A 20,374-nucleotide genomic window follows, 5' to 3' on the forward strand; every position below is an offset into this window, starting at 1 on the left:
CCCTAACCCTCCGCCTGCGGAAACAGGACGGCGCCGATATATCCGCCCCGGTCGAAAAGCTGCGTGGCCGTGCCCTCCAGGTATCCCGCGACCGGGCCGGCCAGCGCCGCAAGAAGCGCCAGAACCGCAATCGCCACCATCGTGGGGGCCACTTCCACCGGGCGCGCGGCCGCTGGCACCGCGCCGTCGGCCGGCACGGGCTCCGGGGGCAGGGCGGTCGACTTCCAGAACAACGTGCTGCCCGCGCGCGCAAACCCCACGATTGTCAGCAAAGAGCCGAGAAGAACAGCCACCCACGCAAGCGCCATCTGCGGAGAGGCGCGCAGCGCATCGAGCACCAGCAGCTTGCCCAGAAACCCGCTCAGCGGCGGCATCCCGGCCATGCCGATGGCCCCGGCAAAGAACAGCGATGCGAAAAGACCATTCTGCACAGAGGCCGGCATCGCGCTCAGCCCGTCCGCGCCGCGCCGTGTCACGATCAGATCGGCGATCAGGAAAAGCGCCGCCGCCGCGAAGGTGGAATGGACCAGATAATAAAGCGCCGCGCCCGTCGCCTCGGGCGTGAACACCGATACCGCGATCATCAGCGTGCCCATGGAGCCGACGACCGAAAACGCGATCAGAGGCATCAGCCGCCGCGCGCCCATCACGCCGAAGGCGCCCACCGCGATCGTCAGCACCGCCGCCGGAAACAGCCATGTGCCGGCAAGCCCGTCCGTCGCCTCGATGCCGGGGCCGAAAATCACCGTGTGAATGCGCAGGATGGCATAGGCGCCCACCTTGGTCATGATCGCGAAAAGCGCGGCGACCGGCGCGGGCGCGTTCGCATAGGTGCCCGGCAGCCAGAACTGCACCGGAAAGAGCGCAGCCTTGACCGCGAAGACGATCATCAGAAGCATCGCCGCCACCCGGATCAGCGCCGCCTCATCGGTCGGAATCTCCTGCACCCGAAGCGCGAGATCGGCGATATTAAGCGTTCCCGTCACTCCGTAAAGCGTGCTGAGCGCGAAGAGGAACAGGGTCGATCCGGCCAGATTGATGATCACGTATTGCAGTCCCGCGCGCATCCGCTGCGGCCCGCCGCTGTGAATCATCAGCCCGTAGGACGCGATCAGGAGGATCTCGAAAAAGACGAAGAGGTTGAAGATGTCCCCGGTCAGGAAGGCGCCGAAGATCCCCATGAGCTGAAACTGGAACAGCGCGTGAAAATGACGCCCCCGCGCGTCCCACCCGCTCGCGACCGCATGAAGCAGCACGATCAGCGCCAGCACCGCAGTGATCAGCACCATCAGCGCCGAAAGCCGGTCCAGCACCAGCACGATCCCGAAGGGCGCGGGCCAGTCGCCAAGCCGGTAGACATGCGTCTCCCCCCCGGCGGCGAGCATCGTCAACCCCACCGCGATCGCCACAAGCGCCACCGCCCCCGCGACAGAGGCCGCGCGCGCCAGCGTTATGTCGTGGCGCATCACGAAACCGAGGATCGGGGCGAGAAGCGCGGGAAGAATGACCGGCGCGATGATCCAGTGATTCATTGGCCGTCATCCTTTCCGGTGTCGCCGTCCAGCCCGCCCGGCATGTCCACCCGGTCATCTTCGCAGTCGATGTAAGAGCCGAGCGCGACCATCACCAGAACCGCCGTCATCCCGAAGGAAATCACGATCGCCGTCAGAACGAGCGCCTGCGGCAGCGGATCGGTATAGCTCGCCTCGCCGTATTTGTTCAGGATCGGGGGCATGTCGATGGCCAGACGCCCCGACGAGAACAGAAAGACGTTCACCGCGTAGGACAAGAGCGCGAGCCCGAGAATGACCGGGAACGCCCGCAGTCGCAGCATCAGATAGATCCCCCCCGCGGTCAGCACCCCGACGGAGCTGGCGACAACGATTTCCATCAGCGGTCCCCCCCTTCTGCGGTTTCGACCCGTTTGGAGGGGTCATAATCCATCGGCTCGATATTGACCGATTCACCAGCATGACGCGCCAGCCGCGACAGGCTGAACAGCATCAGCATCACCGCCCCCAGCACCGTCAGGAACACACCGAGATCGAACGCCATGGCAGAGGCCAGCTCGAACTCCTCGATGGGCGGCAGGTGGATATAGCCAAAGGCGCTGGTCAGGAACGGCGCCCCCGCCAGCCAGGCCGCCGCCCCGGTCAGCCCGGCGATCACCACGCCCCAGCCGATCATCGCATGATATTCGATCCGCTTGCGCGCCTGCGTCCAGGCAAAGCCCGACGCCATGTATTGCATCAACAGCGCGATGGAGATCACAAGCCCCGCGACAAAGCCGCCGCCCGGCTGATTGTGGCCGCGCAGGAAGATGTAGACCCCGACCATGACAGCGATCGGCATCATCACGCGCGTCGCCACCACCATCATGAGCGGGTGCCGGTCGCGCGAAATATTCCGCGACAGATCCGCATTGCGCAGCCGCCGCGCCGCCGGGCCGGTCAGCAGCGTCTCGACCAGCGCGAAGATGATCAGCCCCGCGATCCCCAGCACGATGATCTCGCCATAGGTGTCATAACCCCGGAAATCGACAAGGATCACGTTGACCACGTTGGTGCCGCCGCCGCCCTCATAGGAATTGGCGAGGTGATAGTCGGAGATCGACGACGTGTCGCGCAGCATGAACGCATAGGCCAGACCGGCGACGGCCCCCCCCGCCGCCACCGCGATCGCCGCATCACGCAGCCGCAGGCCCGCGCCGCTTTCGCGCGGGGTGGTCTTGGGCAGGAAATGCAGCGCCAGCAGAAGCAGCATGATCGTCACCGTCTCCACCGAGATCTGCGTGAGAGCGAGATCCGGCGCTGAGAGATAGACGAATCCGGCCGAGATCATCAGCCCGATGACCCCGATCAGCACCAGCGCGCGGAACCGGCTTCGGTGCATGGTCACGACCGAAATCGTCGCCACGATCAGCAGCACCCAGCCCACCGCCACCACCGGCGGCACGGGCAGCGGCGCGCGCGTGGGCGCCGACAGGCCGCTGCCGCGCCACGCCACATACCCAAGCGCCACGGTCGCCACGGTGAGGATCGCCAGATACCGGCTCACCGCGCCGTTATGCGCGCTTTCGGTGATGCGCCGCGAGAGCGCCGCAACCCATGACACCAGCGCGTCGAAGATCACCTTCGCCTCCGGGCGCGGGACGGCCAGCCAGATCCGGTCCAGCACCCGGTGCAGCGCCAGAAGCAAAAGACCGCCGGCCACCGCGATCCCCGACATGTAAAGCGCCGGCGTCACCCCGTGCCAGATCTTCAGCGAGTAGTAAGGCATCTCGCCCCCGCCGATCACCGCGCCGCCCGCGACCGCCACCAGCGGGCCGACCACGGCGGCCGGCAGAACGCCGATCACCACCACCATCGCCACCAGCAGAGCGGGCGCCGCCCACATGCCGAACGGCGGATCATGCGGCTTGGCGGGATAGTCGTCGCGCACCGGGCCAAGAAAGACATGCGCGATGAAGCGCAGCGAATAGGCCACTGACAAAAGCGCGCCGAGCGTCGCCAGAACCGGCACCGCCCAGACGCTGCCCGCCCAGACTGTATGCGCCGCCTCCTCCAGCATCATCTCCTTGGACAGGAACCCGTTGAACAGCGGAATCCCCGCCATCGACAGCGCCCCCACCGTCCCGATGACGAATGTCACCGGCATCAGATGCCGCAGCCCGCCCAGCCGCTTGATGTCGCGCGTATGGGTCTCGTGGTCGATGATCCCGGCGGTCATGAAGAGCGCGGCCTTGAACGTCAGGTGATTGATGATGTGAAACACCGCTACCACGGCGGCCAGCTTCGTGCCCATCCCCAGCAGCATAGTCAGAAGGCCAAGATGGCTCACCGTGGAAAACGCCAGCAGCGCCTTGAGGTCATCCTTGAACAGCGCGATCAACGCCCCCAGAACCATGGTGATGAGCCCCGTGGTCGTCACGATGTAGAACCACGCCTCCGTTCCCGCCAGCGCCGGCCACATCCGCGCCATCAGGAACACGCCGGCCTTTACCATCGTGGCCGAATGCAGATAGGCCGACACCGGCGTCGGCGCGGCCATCGCGTGCGGAAGCCAGAAATGGAACGGGAACTGCGCCGATTTGGTGAATGCGCCGAGCAGGATCAGGATCAGCGCGGGCAAATACCATTCCGACGCGCGGATCGCCTCCCCCTGCGTCAGGATGTCCGTGAGGTTGTAGCTGCCCACGATATGGCCGAGGATCAGCATCCCCCCGATCATCGCCAGCCCGCCGCCGCCCGTCACGGCCAGCGCCATGCGCGCGCCCTGCCGCCCCTCGGGCAGATGCTTCCAGTATCCGATCAGAAGAAAGGAGGACAGCGAGGTCAGTTCCCAGAAAATGAGCAATAGAAGGATGTTGTCGGAAAGAACGATACCCAGCATCGCGCCCTGAAACAGCAGCAGATAGGTGTAGAACTGCCCCATCGGATCCTCGCCCGACAGGTAGAACCGCGCGTAAAGCGTGATCAGCAGGCCGACGCCAAGGATCATCCCGGCGAAGAGCAGCCCCAGACCGTCAAGAAAGAATGCCGCCGAAAGACCAAGCTGCGGCAGCCACGCGATCTCGGCCTGAAGCACCTCGCCCCGCATCACCGACGGCGCCAGCACGATCAGCATCGTGAGTGCAAGGATTGTCGGAATGGCCGTGAAGGTGGCGCAGGCCGTGCGCCCCGCGCGGATCATCAGACCGGGCACCAGCGCCCCGAGAAAGGGCAGGATCGCTATGATGGGAAGAAGGCTGGCGCCATCGCTCATGATCCGGTCCGATCCGTTCTGGTTTCGATTCGCTTTATCTTTTTGCCACGAGGGTTTGATCAAGTGCAAACCGGTCGTCCCCCGGCGCACCCGAAGACGCGGGTGTCACATATCCCGAAACTCCGGCGGGACAAACAGCAATCTGACGCGCAGGGCCGCTCGCCAGTCAACTGCCCTGTGCGACGTATGATGAGGAAGGCACCAGCCCTTCTGGGCATTCAGCTTTCATTCCGGGGATTGGCTCACCGGTTTCACGTCCCGGACTGTCGCAGGCGGAATCGGTCACGGTAGGCGGACGGTGTCATGCCGCTGTGACGCTTGAAGACGCGCCGGAACGAGACCACGTCGCCATAGCCGACCGCCCGGCCAACCTGCTTGATTGATGGCGCCCCATCTTCAAGCATGGTCCGGGCGGCGGCGATGCGGACCATCTGGAGATACGCTCCCGGCTGATGGCCCGTGGCTTCATTGAAACGTCGCATGAGATTTCGGCGACTCATGTTCACGGCCTCGGCAAGTTCTTCAAGGGTCACGTCGCGATCGAAGGTCTTGCTGATTTGGTTCTCCACTTGCCGCACCTTCGCATCATCGTGCGGCCGCGCCACTGGCAGGAACGCGTAGCCCGACTGGTTGAGACGCGGCATGTCAAGCAGGAGTGCCTTGGAGCATTCAACGGCCACCCTGTGACCGCATAGGCGTTCGACAAGGTAGAGGCTGAGATCGGTGGCCGCGTTCACACCTCCGCCGCAGAACAACCCCGCATCCTCCGTGATGAGCAGATCCGTGCGCCAGTCCACCTTTGGATAGCGTTGCCGGAATGTCTCTGCCACACCCCAGTAGGTGGTGGCACGCCGCCCGTCGAGCAGCCCGGCTTCGGCCAGGAACGCCACGCCTGAGCAGACGCCGGCGAGCATCGAGCCATTCGCGTAGCGTTGAGAAAGCCATGGCAATAGCGCCGCATGACGCGACATCCATTCTGACGGCAGGGGCCCGGACGCCGAAACCAGCACGAGATCAGCATGGCCGACATCCGCAATGGCGCGATCCGGTGCTATCCGCAGGCCATGAGCTGTCTCGATCGGATCGCCGTCTATCGAGGCCATGGAGACGCGGAACCGCGGCTGAGGGTCCACACCCCGCATCTCGTTCCACATGCCGCCAGCCGATGCGAAGACTTCGATCGGACCGATTGCCGTAGAAGCGTGGCCCTCGTTGACCAACACGACCACGATGTCCAGCTTGTCACTACTCCGTTCCATGCTTTCGCTCGCCACTTGGACCGATCTTGGCCAAATCCCGTCACCGAATCCAGTCGCAAGCGCCTGTATGGCGCTTTCACCTCCCCCATTTGGCACTGGCAGCCGCTTATCTCATGCGTATCGAACGCCTATTCTGGCGTCAGAAGAGAGGATTGAAAGGAGGCGACAATGGATCTTTACATCATCCGCAGACATGGCATCTGGGCGAGCGATGCGGAGCTTCAGGCCACCGGCGAGGAATCGATCCGGGTCGGCGAAGACATGAAGGACCGACTTCGCTGGATTCGCAGCTATGCCGTCAACGAAGAAGATGGCCGCATCGGATCAGTTTGCATCTACGAGGCCAGCGATCCGGACGCAATCCGCGAGCATGGGCGCCGCATCGGGGCTCCGAGCGAGGATTTCCAGATCGTGCGCGGCTTGACGGTTCAGCGGCCCGATCCGGAACCGGCCCCGACGTCCTGACAAATCTTCGGGTGGCGGAGGCAGGGCGGTGTCTTGCCTCGCCACCCTTTGCGTACCGCATCGCTCCGGTGCCTTGCCGTTCCGGGGCAGGCATCGACCAACGAGGGACGGGTGCGCGGCCGGCCTTCCCCCCGGCGCAGCGGCAGGCGCGGATGTGAAAAATCCTGAAACTCCGGCGGGACAAACAGCAATCTGAAGAAGACGGCTCCGCGCCGCTGTCCGGAATGGACAGAAATTCACGATTGAGGGGCGGGTGCCGGTTCGCTTCTGGGTCGATTTGTCATGGCCGCCTTGCCCCGTGCGCGGGATCAAGGCGCGGAACGCGCCGCCGCGCAGCGCCCGTCCGCCCCATCGGGCGGGCGCACTTGCGACGTATCAAGCCTTTGACAACAGGGGGTATTGGGCGGGCATAAACTGCCATCCGGGGACGTTTCGGCGCCCACCCGCGGACGGGCGCCGCACGGCGCCTCACCGACGCCCCGCCAGTCGCCTTACCGCGGCTCGAAGTAGTTGAGCGGCAGCTTGAGGAAGCTGCGCCCGTTGCCCTCGGGCTCCGGCAGGCGCCCGCCGCGAATGTTCACCTGCAACGCCGCCAGCATCAACTTGGGCAGGGGCAGGGTGGCATCGCGCGCGTCGCGCACCTCGCGGTAGTCCGCCTCTGACGGTGCGTCGCGGAAATGGATGTTGGCCGCCTTGTGCTCGGCCACCGTCGCCTCGCACTGCGCCTCGCGCCCCTCGGGGGCATAGTCATGGCCGACGAAGATCCGCGTTGCATCGGGCAGGGAGAGGATCTTCTGGATGCTCTCGTAGAGCTCTTTCGAACTGCCGCCGGGGAAATCGGCGCGGCTCGACCCGCTGTCGGGCATCATCAGCGTGTCATGCACGAAGGCCGCGTCGCCCGCCACATAGGTGATGGAGGCCATCGTGTGACCGGGCGAGAAGATCACCTTCACCGGCACCTCGCCCACCGTGAATTCCTCGCCATCCTTGAACAGGCGGTCCCACTGGCGGCCATCGGTGGGGAAATCGTCGGGCAGGTTGTAGATCTCCTTCCAGAGCTTCTGAACCTTGACCACATGCTCCCCGATGGCCGTGGGCGTGTTCAGCTTTTCGGCCAGCCAGGGCGCGGCGGAAAAGTGGTCGGCATGCGGATGGGTGTCGAGAATCCATTCCACCGCGATCCCGGCGTCGCGTACATAATCGAGGATCGCCTGCGCATTTTCCATCCGGGTCGCGCCGGACAGCGGGTCGAAATCCATCACCGGATCGACGATCGCGCCCGTCATCGTGTCGGGGTCGTGGAACACATATTGCCAGCTTCCGGTCGGCTCGTCCCAGAATGTCTTGACCACGGGGCTCTGTGCCATTTCAAACTCCTTTGCCTCATGCGTGCCGGGGCAGGGGCCCCGTGCGTCTGTAGATCTGCGCCGGTGCGGATTGCCTCCGGTGCGGTTGCCCCTCCATGTAGGGGTTCTGCGAACATATTCAAATAAAGAAATTTGTTCTCCGGTCCGACCGTCACACGGGCCCTTTCTCCCGCACCATCCGAACCGCGTGCCGGTATCTGGCACCGATACAATATCGACGTTTTACCGACGCGATGCAGACAGCCTTAGTCCGGCTCCGGGGCAGGGGGGATCTGCGTGCTGTGCTCCAGCGTCCGGCACAGCGCGGAGGCCCCCATCACAAGCACCGGCGCGCGCGCCGCATCGACCAGCTGCCGGATCTGCTCGGCCTCCCGAAAGGGGCCGTTCCCGGCGTCCGTCACCACCGCGCAAACCGAAAGGCGCCCAATTTTTTCAATGACTTGCGAAGCATCCCCCGCCACCGTGCGCACCGATGTGCCAAGCGCGCGCGCCAGCGTCTCGGCCAGTTGCCCGGCCCCGTCCTGCGCGCCGTCCCCGGGCAGCACGGCCACCACCTCGCCGGCGTGGCGCCCCAGTTTGCGATGCCCGATCAAAAGCCAGTCCCACTCCCGCGCGGCAAGACAAAGCGCGCCCACCGTCTCTCCCTCTCTCCGCTCGAAGCTCCAGCTTGCGGCGCGCCTTTTCGCCATATCCGTCAGCAGGTTACGAAAGGCGATCGCCTCCTGTTCCCACAGCCGCGCGCGTTCCTGAGGCGGCGGCACCAGACGCTGTGCGCCGCGCAACGTCACAACCCGCTGCGCTTGCGAGATCGCGCCTTCGAAGACGCCGCTTTCCTCCAGCAAAAGTCCGCCAAGATCGGCCCGCACCATCTCCGCGAGCCGCTCCGCGATCATCAGCGCCGCGCGCGCATCGGCATAGCTGCCCGCGCCGACAAGGATACGGATGTGCGTCTCTTCCATATCACGCCTCCCCCTTTTCCTGCGCCTTCAGCGTTTGGGCGAAATTCTGACGTTGATGCGCGAATTCAACGAGTTGCGCCTCCACGAGCGCGTTCACGCTCTCGGCCTCATAGGCGCCATCCGCCCCGCGCCTCCCGGCCTTTCGCCCGGTCAGGATCGCGATTCCCTCGTCGATGGTCTCGATCGCGAAGATGCGGAAGTTGCCCGCCTCCACCGCCTCGGCCACCTCCGCGCGCAGCATGAGATGCTCCACGTTCGATCTAGGAATGATCACCCCCTGATCGCCCGTCAGCCCCCGCTCCTGGCAGGTCTCGAAGAAGCCTTCGATCTTTTCGTTGACCCCGCCGATGGCCTGCACCTTTCCGGTCTGATCCACCGATCCCGTGACCGCGAAGTTCTGCCCCACCGGCAGCTCGGACAGCGCCGACAGAAGCGCGAAAAGCTCCGCCGCCGAGGCGCTGTCGCCATCCACCCCGCCATAGGTCTGTTCGAACACGAGGCTGGCATGCAGTGAGAACGGCACATCGAGCGCGTAGGTCGCGCTCAGATAGCCGCCGAGGATCAGCACCCCCTTGGAATGCAGCGGCCCGCCAAGCTCCACCTCGCGCTCGATGTCGATGAGCTTGCCCGCCCCCATCCGGGTGCGCGCGGTGATCCGTGACGGCTGCCCGAAGCGAAACCCGCCGAAGCCGACGACCGACAGCCCGTTGACCTGCCCCACGGCGCCGCCCTCGGTCTCGATCAGAAGGGTGCGCCGCGCCACCGCTTCGCGCATCCGGTCCTTGACCCGCGAGGCGCGACGCTCGCGCTGGCTCACGGCGTGCGCGACATCGTCTGCGCCCACGGTATCCCGGCCATCCTCGCCGGCGTAGTGGTCGGCCTCCCGTAGCAGATCGCCCATCTTGCCCAGATGCAGGCTCAGCTTGGTGCTGTCGTCGGCCAGCCGCAGCGATTCGTCGATCAGCCGCGCCACGCCGTCGGCGGCGATCGGGCGCAGCCCGTCGCGCCGGGCCCGCGTGCCGATCAGCCGGGCATAGAGCGCCTGCGACTCCGGGCTGCGGTCGATGGTTTCCTCGAAATCCGCCTCCAGCTTGAAAAGCTCGAGGAAATCGGGGTCGTAGTTCACCAGAAGCGAATAAAGCAGCCGATCCCCGATCAGCACCACCCGCAGATCGAGCGGTATGGGGTCCGGCTCCAGCGAGGTGGTGGACATCATGCCGACCCGTTCGGCCATCGACGTGATGGTGATCGACCGGCTTTGCAGGCATTGCTTGAGCGCGGGCCAGGCCATCGGCTCGGACAGGATACGCCGCGCATCGAGCACCAGATAGCCACCGTTGGCCCGGTGCAGCGCGCCGGGTTTGATCATGGTGAAATTCGTCATCAGCGCGCCCATGTGCGAGACATGCTCGATCCGGCCCGTCACCCGGTCCAACGTCGGAAGGGTCTCGGTCTCCAGCGGGGCCCCCGCCTTCGATTCCGCGCCATGCGAAACCATGACATTGACTGAATAGCGAAACAGGCGCGGATCGCGGTGCGCCTTGCCCACGTTGTCATGCACGAAGGGCGCGCCGTCCTCGCCCTGCTGCTCCGAAGTCAGGAACAGTTCGGCGTTGGCGGTCATGTCCTTGCGCACGGCGCGCAGGTACTCCTGTACATCGGGCAGGTCGTCAAAGGCGTGCAGCACCTCATCGACCCGCGCTGAAACCACCTGTCCTGTCATTTCGGAGTTGAGTTCATCGACCTTGCGGCGCCGCTCCCGTTCGATCTTGGGCGCGGCCTGAAGCACCTCGGTCAGTTCCTCCTGAAGACTGTCGATCTTGTCCTGTATGGCCTTCTGCTCGTCCTCGGGCAGCTTGTTGAATTCCTCGGCCTTGAGCACCTTGCCGTCACGGATCGCGGTCAGCATGAACCCCATCGGCGTGCGCATGAGCGCGATACCCTCCGCTTTCGCCTTATCGGCGAAATCGGCCATCGCGCTTTCCTGACGCGAACCGTATTCCTGTTCCAGCGTGCGGCGCGTGGTCTGGTATTCGTCGGATTCGAACAGCGCCGGGATGTCGATGGCCAGATCGTCCACGAGATCTTCCATCTCGCGGCGCAACGCCTGCGCCCGCCCCGGCGGCAGCCGAAGTGCGACGGGCCGGTGCGGCGCGTCGAAATTGTTGACATAGGCCCAGTCGTTCGGCGCGGAGCGTCCGCGCGAATGATCCTGAAGAAACCCGCGCACCGCGTCATGGCGCCCCGTGCCCGAGGGTCCAAGCACGAAGAGGTTGAAATCGTGATGCCGCATCCCGGCGGCCAGCCCGATCGCATCCATTGCCCGATCCTGACCGATCAGACCCTCCAGCGGCTCAAGATCCTTCGTCGTTTCGAAGTCGAGCGTTCCGGGCGCGCAGCAGTGCCGGATCTGCTCGACCGGCACGATCAGATCGTCAAAGCCGTTTTCGTCTGCCATCGTTCGCCCCTCCGTCAACCTCGCGTTTGCGACCTTGTCGGCACAGCCTGCGCGAGACCATGATCTGCGTCAATCGCACACCCTCCGCTGCGGGGGCAGGGGTCCGGCAACAGACCGCCCTTCCGCGACTCGTTGGACAATGCCCCTTGTTGCCGATCGGAAACTTCTGTTCTAATTCGCGGCATGCAGATGCGCACCGACACGAAGGGGAGATGGAGACGTGACTGACCGGATCGAGAAGAGCGGGCTGCAAGTCTCGCCCGAATACGTGGAGTTCATCGAGAAACGGGCGCTTCCGGGCACCGGCGTTGGACCGGACACCTTCTGGTCGGGGCTGAGCCGCCTTGCGCATGAGATGGGGCCGAAGAATCACGCGCTTCTCGACGTGCGCGAGGACATGCAGCAGCAGATCGACGCATGGCATGTCGCCCGACGCGGCCAGCCGCATGATCACGAGGCCTACAAGGCGTTTCTGGCCGACATCGGCTATCTGCGCGCCGAGGGTCCCGATTTCGAGATCGAGACCGATAACGTGGACCCCGAGATCGCCGAGGTGCCGGGCCCGCAGCTTGTCGTGCCGATCACCAACGCGCGTTATGCGCTCAACGCCGCCAACGCGCGTTGGGGCTCTCTCTACGATTGCCTTTACGGCACCGACGCGATGGGAAGCCCCGCGCCGGCGGGCGGCTATGACAAGGGACGCGGCGCCCGCGTTGTGGCGCGCGCGCGGGTGTTTCTCGACGAAGCCTTCCCCATCGAGGGCAAAAGCCACGCCGACGTGCGGCGCTACCATGTGCGCGACGGCGCGCTTCTGATCGACGACTGCCCGTTGATGCAGCCGGAAAAATTCGTTGGCTACAAGGGCAACCCCAAGGCGCCCGACGCGGTTCTGCTGCGCAACAACGGGCTGCATGTGGAACTGGTCTTCGACAGGGCGCATTTCATCGGCGCGCGCGATCAGGCGCTTCTGGCCGATGTCGTGATCGAAAGCGCCATGTCCGCGATCATGGATTGCGAGGATTCGGTCGCCTGCGTCGATGCCGAGGACAAGGTGGAGGCCTATGCCAACTGGCTCGGCCTGATGAAGGGCGAGCTGACCGCCAAGGTGGACAAGGGCGGCAAGACGCTCACCCGCCGCCTGAACGCGGATCGGACCTACACCGCGCCGGATGGCGGCCCGCTCACCCTCAAGGCGCGCGCGCTGATGTGGGTGCGCAATGTCGGCCACCTGATGACCAACCCAACGGCGCTCACCCGCGATGGCGAAGAGATATTCGAGGGGCTTCTGGACGCGCTGACCACGGTGATGATCGCCATGCACGATCTGAACCGCGAGGGCGGCAATTCGGTCAAGGGGTCCGTCTATATCGTGAAGCCCAAGATGCACGGCCCCGACGAGGTTGCCTTTTCCGACGAGATTTTCGCGATGGTCGAGGACATCCTCGGCCTGCCGCGCCACACCGTGAAGATCGGCGTGATGGACGAGGAGCGCCGCACCTCCATCAACCTCAAGGAATGTATCCGCGCCGCGAAACACCGCGTGGCCTTCATCAACACCGGCTTTCTCGACCGGACGGGCGACGAGATCCACACCTCGATGGAGGCCGGGCCCTTCAGCCGCAAGGAATTCATCAAGCGCAAGGCGTGGATCACCGCCTATGAAAACCAGAACGTCGATATCGGGCTGGAATGCGGGCTTCAGGGCCGCGCGCAGATCGGCAAGGGCATGTGGGCCATGCCCGACCTCATGGCCGCGATGCTGGAAGCGAAGATCGAACACCCTAAGGCGGGCGCCAACTGCGCATGGGTGCCGTCGCCCACAGCCGCCACGCTGCACGCGCTGCATTACCACAAGGTCGACGTGAAGGCGGTGCAGGACAGGCTCAAGGCCGGGGGGCGGCGCGCCTACGTGGACACGCTGCTCGATATTCCGCTGGCCGAATATCGCAAGTGGTCCGATGACATGATCCGGCGCGAGGTGGAGAACAACGCGCAGGGCATTCTCGGCTATGTGGTGCGCTGGATCGATCAGGGGGTGGGCTGCTCCAAGGTGCCCGATCTCAACGATGTCGGCCTGATGGAAGATCGCGCCACCTGCCGCATCTCGGCGCAGCATATCGCCAACTGGCTGCATCACGACGTGGTCAACGCGCAGGAAGTGATGGCCGCCCTGCGCAAGATGGCCGCCGTGGTGGACGACCAGAACGCGGACGATCCGGCCTATCGCCCGATGGCGCCGGGATATGACGGCATCGCCTTTCAGGCGGCCTGCGATCTGGTGTTCAAGGGCCGGGTGCAGCCCTCCGGCTACACCGAGCCGGTGCTGCATGCCCGGCGCAAGGAGTTGAAGGCGACCCTGCGCGGCTGATCGGTCGGCCATGCGAGCCACGGGCCGGGCGGGCAACGCCCGGCCTTCGCCGCCGAAACGCAACGCACGCGCCATTAAACATGCACCGAAACCGCGCCGTGCCGACATCGACACCGACGCAATACCGACGTTATACCGACGTTTTGCCGAAAAGCGGTTTTTCTTTGATTTCAGCCCGTTAACTCCTGATTCGCCGCTTTGGGCCGATCTGCCCTTTCTCAACCCCCTCCATCCGCTTATCTTGTGGGTGAACAACAGCAGGAGACATCCATGGCGCGGCCCGTCGTCGGTATCATCGGCAATCAGCATCTGATCAACGACCAGTATCCCGCCCATGCCGGCGGCGCGATGAACTCCGAGGCCGTGGCCACCGTCGCCGACTGCATCCCGCTATTGATTCCGGCCGATCCGCGCTTTGTTTCCGTGGCCGAATTGATGGAATGCTGCGACGGCTTCCTGCTCACCGGCGGACGGCCCAACGTCCACCCCGAGGAATATGGCGAGTCCCCGACAGCGGCGCATGGCGCCTTTGACCGCGCGCGTGACGCCATCGCCCTGCCGCTGGTGCGCGCCTGCGTTGAGAGCGGACAACCGTTCTTTGGAATCTGCCGCGGTTTCCAAGAGGTTAATGTTGCTCTGGGCGGCACGCTCTACCCCGAAATCCGCGATCTGCCGGGCCGCGACAACCACCGGATGCCCCCCGATGGCACGCTGGAAGAGAAGTTCGCCCTGCGCCATTGCGTGAGCTTCACCGAAGGTGGCGTATTCCATCGGCTTCTGGGGTCGCGACAGGTGATGACCAACACGCTTCACGGTCAGGGGATCAAGTCCCCCGCCGCGCGTGTGGTGATTGACGGGACCGCTCCCGACGGCACGCCCGAGGCGCTTTATATCGACGGCGCGCCGGGGTTTACCCTGTCGGTGCAATGGCATCCCGAATGGGACGCGGCCAACGATCCGGTCTCGCGCCCGCTGTTCACCGCCTTTGGCGACGCGGTGCGCGCCTGGGCCTTGTCCCGCCGCGCCACGCCCGTTCTCAAGACCGCCTGACGCGCCTCAGATCTCGCCGCCCGCGATCTGGATCGCCTGACCGTTCACGCTGCCCGAATGCGGCCCGCACAGCCAAAGCGCCGCTTCCGCCACCTCCTCGGGGGTGATGAGACGCCCGTGCGGGTTGGCGCCGACCATCACCTGCCGCGCCTTCTCCTCACTCATGCCGGTGCGGGACATGATCTTCTCGACGTTGCTCGGCACGATATCGGTATCCACATACGCCGGGCAAAGCGCGTTGAACGTAAAGGGTTTACCAAGGTAATCCGCCGCCAGTGCCCGGATCAGCCCGACCATCGCGTGTTTCGACGCGGTATAGGCCGGCGCGCCCTTGAGGCCCTTGACGCCCGCCATCGACGACACGGCGATGACACGCCCCCAATCGGTTGTGTGCATCGAGGACAGGCATTCGCGCATCGTCAGGAACGCGCCATCGAGGTTGATCGCCATCATCCTGCGCCAGAAGGCCATATCCATCTTGTGCAGGGCGCGGCCTTCGGCGATCCCGGCATTGGCCACGCAGATCTGCACCGGCCCGCGTGCGGCCACCGCCGCCGCAACGCCCCCGGCGACCGAATCCTCCTCGGCCACATCCATCGGCTGGGCGTGAATCCCGTTCCCCGCCGCGGCGTTAAGCACCTCTTCACGGCGCCCGGTTATCGTCACCTGTGCGCCCTGTTCGGCCAGCGCCCGCGCGATCGCGAGCCCGATGCCCGTGCCGCCGCCGGTGATCAGCGCGTGTTTTCCCTTTAAAGTCATGGTGTCCTCCCTGTTTGGGACAGCTTATCTTTCCTCTCTTGGCTGACAACCCGAGCGTTCCGTCACTTGACAAAAAATTCATACATGTGAATTTGTCGTTAAGTTTTGATCGACCATGCATCGGAGGGGGGACAGATGATCACGATATTGAGGAACTGGACAGCGGGCGCGGCGCTGCTGCTCGCGGCCACGGCGGCCATGGCCAGCGAAGATATTGCCGATCAGTATCCGCAGTCGGAGCTTTACTCCAAGCCTGTGGAAGTGATCCCGCATGTTTTCTCCGCCATCGGGGCCACCGCCCCGCCGACCTATGAAAACTCCGGCCATAACAACAACTTGAGCTTCATCGTCACCGATGAGGGTGTGGTGGTTGTCAACGGTGGCGCCTCGGCGCGGCTGGCGAAGGCCCTGCATGACGAGATCAAGGTCGTCACCGATCAGCCGGTGGTGCTTGTCATCAACGAGAACGGGCAGGGCCATGCCATGCTCGGCAATTCCTACTGGGTCGATCAGGGGGTGGACATCCTCGCCCATGTCGATGCGATCGAGGCGTTCACCTCGGAGGCCGATTTCATCCTTCAGGGAATGCAGGGCTACAACCGCGACAAGGCCGAAGGCACCCGTATCGTCACGCCCAACCTCAGCTTCGAGGACACCTACGAGATCGAACTGGGCGGCGTGAAGATCGAGGTTCTGCATCTCGGCCCCGCGCATGATCCGGGTGACACTCAGGTCTGGATTCCGCAGTGGGATATCATGATCGCCGGCGACATCGCCTTTCACGAACGGATGCTGCCGATCTTCGCGGGGATCTGCACGCGCTGCTGGATCGAGACATGGGAGGAAAAGCTCGAACCGATCAACCCGACCTATGTGATTCCCGGCCACGGGCACCCCACCAATCTCGCGCAGGTACGGCGCTACACGCGCGACTATCTCGTTGATCTGCGAGAGAAAATCGGCGCGCACATCGACGCGGGCGGGGATCTCGCCTCCTCCTATTACGTCGATCAGGAGCGGTGGAAAAACCTCGACACCTTCGAGGAACTGGCCACGAAAAACGCCGGCCGCGTGTTCGAGGAAATGGAATGGGAATGAGCCCCGCCAGATCAATCAAGGGCTGCCCTGCGCAAATATTCGGATTTTTTTGCCGGTAGAGCGCCAGGCTGCTATTCAGTCCAAGCCTGACGGGCTATGACCACGCGAGAACGACTGCAACCGAAGGGTGGACAACATCAAGGTGACGCGCTGGATCGACATACCGCCTGTCTGGCTTCTCGCCGCATTGGTGCTGGCCTGGGTTCAGGCCGAACATTTCCCCCTTGGCCTGAGCTTCGGGGGCGGCTGGGCCGATCTTGCAGGTGGTCTTCTCGCCGGCGGCGGGATCGTTCTGATGCTGTTGGCCGTTTATGAAATGCGGCGCCAGCGGACCACCGTCGTTCCGCACCGCGACGCAGATCATCTTGTGACCTCCGGCATCTTCAGCCGCTCCCGCAACCCGATCTACCTTGGCGATATGCTGGTGTTGCTCGGGCTGATCCTGACGTGGGACGCGGTGCTGTCCCTTCCGCTGGTGCCGATTTTTCTATGGGTGATCGAGCGGCGTTTCGTGATACCGGAGGAAAACCGGCTGCGCCGCAAGTTCCGCGCCGATTTCGCGCGCTACTGCGAAAAGACACGCCGCTGGCTGTGAAACAGGGATGCGGGCCGAAAAGCCCTTCGGGTGTGGTAACACGGCGACGTTCGGGTTTGTGACGACGACCTTCGCTTGTGCAGCATGGGGGGGCAAGATAAACAGTCCGGCACCGGCATGCGCCGTGCGGGGCACAGAGAGTCCTGAAGACAAGGGGGATAGGAAACGTGAAGATCGGTACACCCAAAGAGGTGCTCAACGGCGAAAACAGGGTCGCAATGACCCCTGAAAGCGCCCAGCAGCTTCAAAAGCTCGGCTATGACTGCGCGATAGAGACCGGCGCGGGGCTGCAAGCGGGCTTTACCGACGCCGCCTATGAAAAGGCCGGTGTCGAGATCATAAAGACCGCCGCGCAGCTCTGGAAGGCGGCGGACATCATCGCCAAGGTCCGTATTCCCACCGAAACGGAACTCAAGCGCCTCACGAAGAGCAAGACCCTGATTTCCTTCTTCAATCCCGGCGGAAACGAAGAGGGGCTGGAACTGGCCCGCTCGAAGGGCGCGACCGTCATCGCGATGGAAATGGTGCCGCGTATCAGCCGTGCGCAGAAGATGGACGCGCTCAGTTCCATGGCCAATATCGCCGGCTATCGCGCGGTGATCGAGGCGGGCAACAATTTCGACCGTTTCTTCACCGGACAGATCACCGCGGCGGGCAAGGTGCCCCCGGCAAAGGTTCTGGTCGTGGGCGCGGGCGTGGCCGGGTTGGCCGCGATCGGCACCGCGACATCGCTCGGGGCCGTCACCTATGCCTTTGACGTGCGCCCCGAAGTGGCCGAACAGGTCGAATCGATGGGCGCCGAATTCGTCTATCTCGATTTTGAGGGAGAACTGGACGACGGCTCCGCCTCCGGCGGCTATGCCAAACCGTCGAGCCCCGAATTCCGCGAGGCGCAGCTTGCCAAGTTCCGCGAACTGGCCCCGGAGATGGACATCGTGATCACCACCGCGCTGATCCCCAACCGCGAGGCGCCGGAGCTCTGGACCGAGGACATGGTGAAGTCCATGAAACGCGGCTCGGTGATCGTGGATCTGGCGGCGGAGAAGGGCGGCAACTGCAAGCTGACCGTGGCCGATGAGCGCGTCGTCACAGACAACGGCGTGACCATTATCGGCTACACCGATTTCCCAAGCCGCATGGCCTCGCAGGCGTCCACGCTCTACGCGACCAATATCCGCCACATGATGACCGACCTGACGCCCGAAAAGGACGGCAAGCCGGTTCACAACATGGAAGACGACGTGATCCGCGGCGCCACCGTCACCCACAAGGGCGAGATCACCTACCCCCCACCGCCACCCAAGGTACAGGCCATCGCCGCACAGCCCAAGAAGGAAGCGGCGAAAGAACTGACCCCGGAAGAGAAGAAGGCGCAGGAACTGGGGGCATTCCGGGCACAGACGAAAAGCCAGGTCACGATGCTTGTTGTCGGTGGCGCGGTGATGCTGCTGCTGGGCCAGGTTGCGCCGGCCAGTTTCATGCAGCATTTTATCGTCTTCGTATTGGCCTGTTTCGTGGGCTTCCAGGTCATTTGGGGCGTATCGCACAGCTTGCATACGCCGCTGATGGCGGTGACCAACGCCATTTCCGGCATCATCGTGCTGGGGGCGATCCTCCAGATTGGCTCGGGCAACTGGATCGTCGTGGTGCTCGCGGCGGTATCGGTGTTGATCTCGACGATCAACATCGTGGGTGGCTTCCTTGTCACCCGCCGCATGCTTGCCATGTTCCAGAAATCCTGAGTGGGGGGCTGACAGATGCTCGGACAAGGTTTTGTTGCAGCGGCCGCGATTTCGGCCAGCGTTCTGTTCATCCTCTCTCTGGGGGGGCTGAGCAATCAGGAGAAAGCCAAGCGCGCGGTTTGGTATGGCATTGTCGGTATGGCCGTGGCGGTGATCTTCACCACCTTTGGCCCCGGAATCGGCAATTTCGGAATCATGATTCCGATGGTCATCATCGGCGCCTATATCGGCTATGAGGTGGCCAAGCGCGTCGGGATGACGGAAATGCCGCAACTGGTGGCGGCGCTTCACAGTTTCGTCGGCCTCGCGGCTGTGTTCGTCGGCCTGAGCGCCGAGATGGAACGTGCCCGCGTCATGGCGGTCAAGGCCGCTGGCGGTGCGACGGAAGGGTTTTCCGCCTTTGCCGCGTTGGTGGCGAAAAAGGCCCCGGACGAACTGATGTTCCTTCAGATCGAGGTGGTTCTGGGCGTCTTTATCGGCGCGGTGACCTTCACCGGGTCAATTATTGCCTTCGGCAAGCTCGCGGGAAAGGTGGACGGCAAGCCAAAGAAGCTGCCCGGCGGTCATATGTTGAACGCTTCGGCGGCTGTGCTCAGCCTCGTGTTGGCAGTCGTGTATCTGTCGGGCGGCGGTATGTGGCCGCTGCTGGGTATCATGATACTGGCCTTCTTCATCGGGTATCATCTGATCATGGGTATTGGCGGTGCCGACATGCCGGTGGTGGTGTCGATGCTCAACAGCTACTCGGGCTGGGCGGCGGCGGCCATCGGCTTCACGCTGGGCAATGATCTGTTGATCGTGACCGGCGCGCTCGTGGGCTCTTCGGGTGCTATTCTCAGCTATATCATGTGCAAGGCCATGAACCGGCACTTTGTGAGCGTCATCCTTGGCGGTTTCGGTGGCACCACCGGGCCCGCGATGGAGGTCGAAGGGGACATGGTGGCCATCGACGTCGATGGCGTCGCTCAGGCGCTGGAAGAGGCCGACAGCATAATCATCGTTCCCGGCTACGGCATGGCGGTGGCACAGGCGCAGCAATCGGTTTCAGAGCTGATCAAGCGTCTGCGCGCCAAGGGCAAGACTGTGCGCTTTGCGATTCACCCCGTCGCGGGCCGCCTGCCGGGGCATATGAACGTGCTGCTGGCAGAGGCGAAGGTGCCCTATGACATCGTGATGGAGATGGACGAGATTAACGACGACTTTCCCGATACGGATGTCGCCATCGTTATCGGCTCCAACGACATCGTGAATCCTGCCGCGCAGGATGATCCCAACAGCCCTATCGCCGGTATGCCTGTGCTTGAGGTGTGGAAGGCCAAGCAGGTTTTCGTCTCCAAGCGGGGGCAAGGCACGGGATACTCCGGCATCGAGAACCCGCTGTTCTTCAAGGAAAACACGCGGATGCTCTATGGCGATGCCAAGCAATCGGTCGATAAACTTCTGTCGCTCATCGAATAGGTGAGGCAACAGAAGCGATACAAAAAGGCGCC

At 63.9% G+C, this 20,374-nt stretch carries 15 protein-coding genes; 7 read left to right on the top strand and 8 right to left on the bottom strand.

The features are described from left to right. Positions 1–2 precede the first annotated feature (2 nt). The 4 genes from BMW66_RS06080 to BMW66_RS06095 all read right to left on the bottom strand — a co-directional run bounded on the left by BMW66_RS06080 (position 3) and on the right by BMW66_RS06095 (position 6,023). On the bottom strand, positions 3–1,532 hold the full coding sequence (locus BMW66_RS06080; RefSeq protein ID WP_093116509.1) for a monovalent cation/H+ antiporter subunit D: 1,530 nt from the start codon (positions 1,530–1,532) through the stop codon (positions 3–5). After that, a complete protein-coding gene (locus BMW66_RS06085; protein ID WP_093116511.1) occupies positions 1,529–1,891 on the bottom strand; it encodes a Na+/H+ antiporter subunit C in 363 nt (120 codons plus the stop codon). Before BMW66_RS06085 ends, BMW66_RS06080 begins: the two co-directional genes overlap by 4 nt. Then, entirely contained in the window at positions 1,891–4,764 is a 2,874-nt protein-coding gene (locus BMW66_RS06090; RefSeq protein ID WP_093116513.1) for a monovalent cation/H+ antiporter subunit A, read from the bottom strand. Before BMW66_RS06090 ends, BMW66_RS06085 begins: the two co-directional genes overlap by 1 nt. 251 nt (positions 4,765–5,015) lie before the next feature. Next, positions 5,016–6,023 (bottom strand): GlxA family transcriptional regulator, encoded by a 1,008-nt coding sequence (locus BMW66_RS06095; RefSeq protein ID WP_093116515.1) that lies wholly within the window; start codon positions 6,021–6,023, stop codon positions 5,016–5,018. A gap of 168 nt (positions 6,024–6,191) precedes the next feature. Between BMW66_RS06095 and BMW66_RS06100 the strand changes: the two genes are divergently transcribed. Next, entirely contained in the window at positions 6,192–6,488 is a 297-nt protein-coding gene (locus BMW66_RS06100; RefSeq protein WP_093116517.1) for a nickel-binding protein, read from the top strand. A 491-nt stretch (positions 6,489–6,979) separates the two neighbouring features. On the opposite strand, the gene BMW66_RS06105 is transcribed toward BMW66_RS06100, so the two are convergent. From BMW66_RS06105 to BMW66_RS06115, 3 genes are all read right to left on the bottom strand, one after another. Beyond that, positions 6,980–7,855: an MBL fold metallo-hydrolase gene (locus BMW66_RS06105; protein ID WP_093116519.1), complete on the bottom strand. Its 876-nt coding sequence runs from the start codon at positions 7,853–7,855 to the stop codon at positions 6,980–6,982. A 245-nt stretch (positions 7,856–8,100) separates the two neighbouring features. Then, positions 8,101–8,814 (bottom strand): hypothetical protein, encoded by a 714-nt coding sequence (locus BMW66_RS06110; RefSeq protein ID WP_093116521.1) that lies wholly within the window; start codon positions 8,812–8,814, stop codon positions 8,101–8,103. 1 nt (position 8,815) lies between these two features. Continuing rightward, positions 8,816–11,272: a Lon protease family protein gene (locus tag BMW66_RS06115; protein WP_093116523.1), complete on the bottom strand. Its 2,457-nt coding sequence runs from the start codon at positions 11,270–11,272 to the stop codon at positions 8,816–8,818. Positions 11,273–11,492: 220 nt separating this feature from the next. Here BMW66_RS06115 and BMW66_RS06120 point away from each other — a divergent pair, with 220 nt between their 5' ends. Next, positions 11,493–13,640 carry a malate synthase G gene (locus BMW66_RS06120; protein WP_093116525.1) on the top strand — a complete coding sequence of 716 codons (2,148 nt, stop codon included), beginning with the start codon at positions 11,493–11,495 and terminating at the stop codon, positions 13,638–13,640. Between the two features lie 270 nt (positions 13,641–13,910). After that, on the top strand, positions 13,911–14,690 hold the full coding sequence (locus BMW66_RS06125; RefSeq protein ID WP_093116527.1) for a gamma-glutamyl-gamma-aminobutyrate hydrolase family protein: 780 nt from the start codon (positions 13,911–13,913) through the stop codon (positions 14,688–14,690). Between the two features lie 6 nt (positions 14,691–14,696). On the opposite strand, the gene BMW66_RS06130 is transcribed toward BMW66_RS06125, so the two are convergent. Continuing rightward, a complete protein-coding gene (locus BMW66_RS06130; protein WP_093116529.1) occupies positions 14,697–15,449 on the bottom strand; it encodes an SDR family NAD(P)-dependent oxidoreductase in 753 nt (250 codons plus the stop codon). Positions 15,450–15,584: 135 nt separating this feature from the next. Here BMW66_RS06130 and BMW66_RS06135 point away from each other — a divergent pair, with 135 nt between their 5' ends. The 4 genes from BMW66_RS06135 to BMW66_RS06150 all read left to right on the top strand — a co-directional run bounded on the left by BMW66_RS06135 (position 15,585) and on the right by BMW66_RS06150 (position 20,342). Next, complete coding sequence (locus tag BMW66_RS06135; RefSeq protein ID WP_093116531.1) at positions 15,585–16,547, top strand: MBL fold metallo-hydrolase; 963 nt, start codon at positions 15,585–15,587, stop codon at positions 16,545–16,547. 127 nt (positions 16,548–16,674) lie between these two features. Continuing rightward, on the top strand, positions 16,675–17,142 hold the full coding sequence (locus BMW66_RS06140) for a methyltransferase family protein (protein ID WP_245729391.1): 468 nt from the start codon (positions 16,675–16,677) through the stop codon (positions 17,140–17,142). A gap of 167 nt (positions 17,143–17,309) precedes the next feature. Further along, the gene (locus BMW66_RS06145) at positions 17,310–18,884 is read left to right on the top strand and encodes a Re/Si-specific NAD(P)(+) transhydrogenase subunit alpha (protein WP_093116533.1); all 1,575 of its coding nucleotides are present in this window, start codon (positions 17,310–17,312) and stop codon (positions 18,882–18,884) included. 15 nt (positions 18,885–18,899) lie between these two features. Continuing rightward, entirely contained in the window at positions 18,900–20,342 is a 1,443-nt protein-coding gene (locus BMW66_RS06150; protein WP_093116535.1) for an NAD(P)(+) transhydrogenase (Re/Si-specific) subunit beta, read from the top strand. The last annotated feature ends 32 nt before the right edge of the window (positions 20,343–20,374 follow it).

Origin of the sequence: Salinihabitans flavidus (assembly GCF_900110425.1) — a bacterium.
GTDB lineage: Bacteria > Pseudomonadota > Alphaproteobacteria > Rhodobacterales > Rhodobacteraceae > Salinihabitans > Salinihabitans flavidus.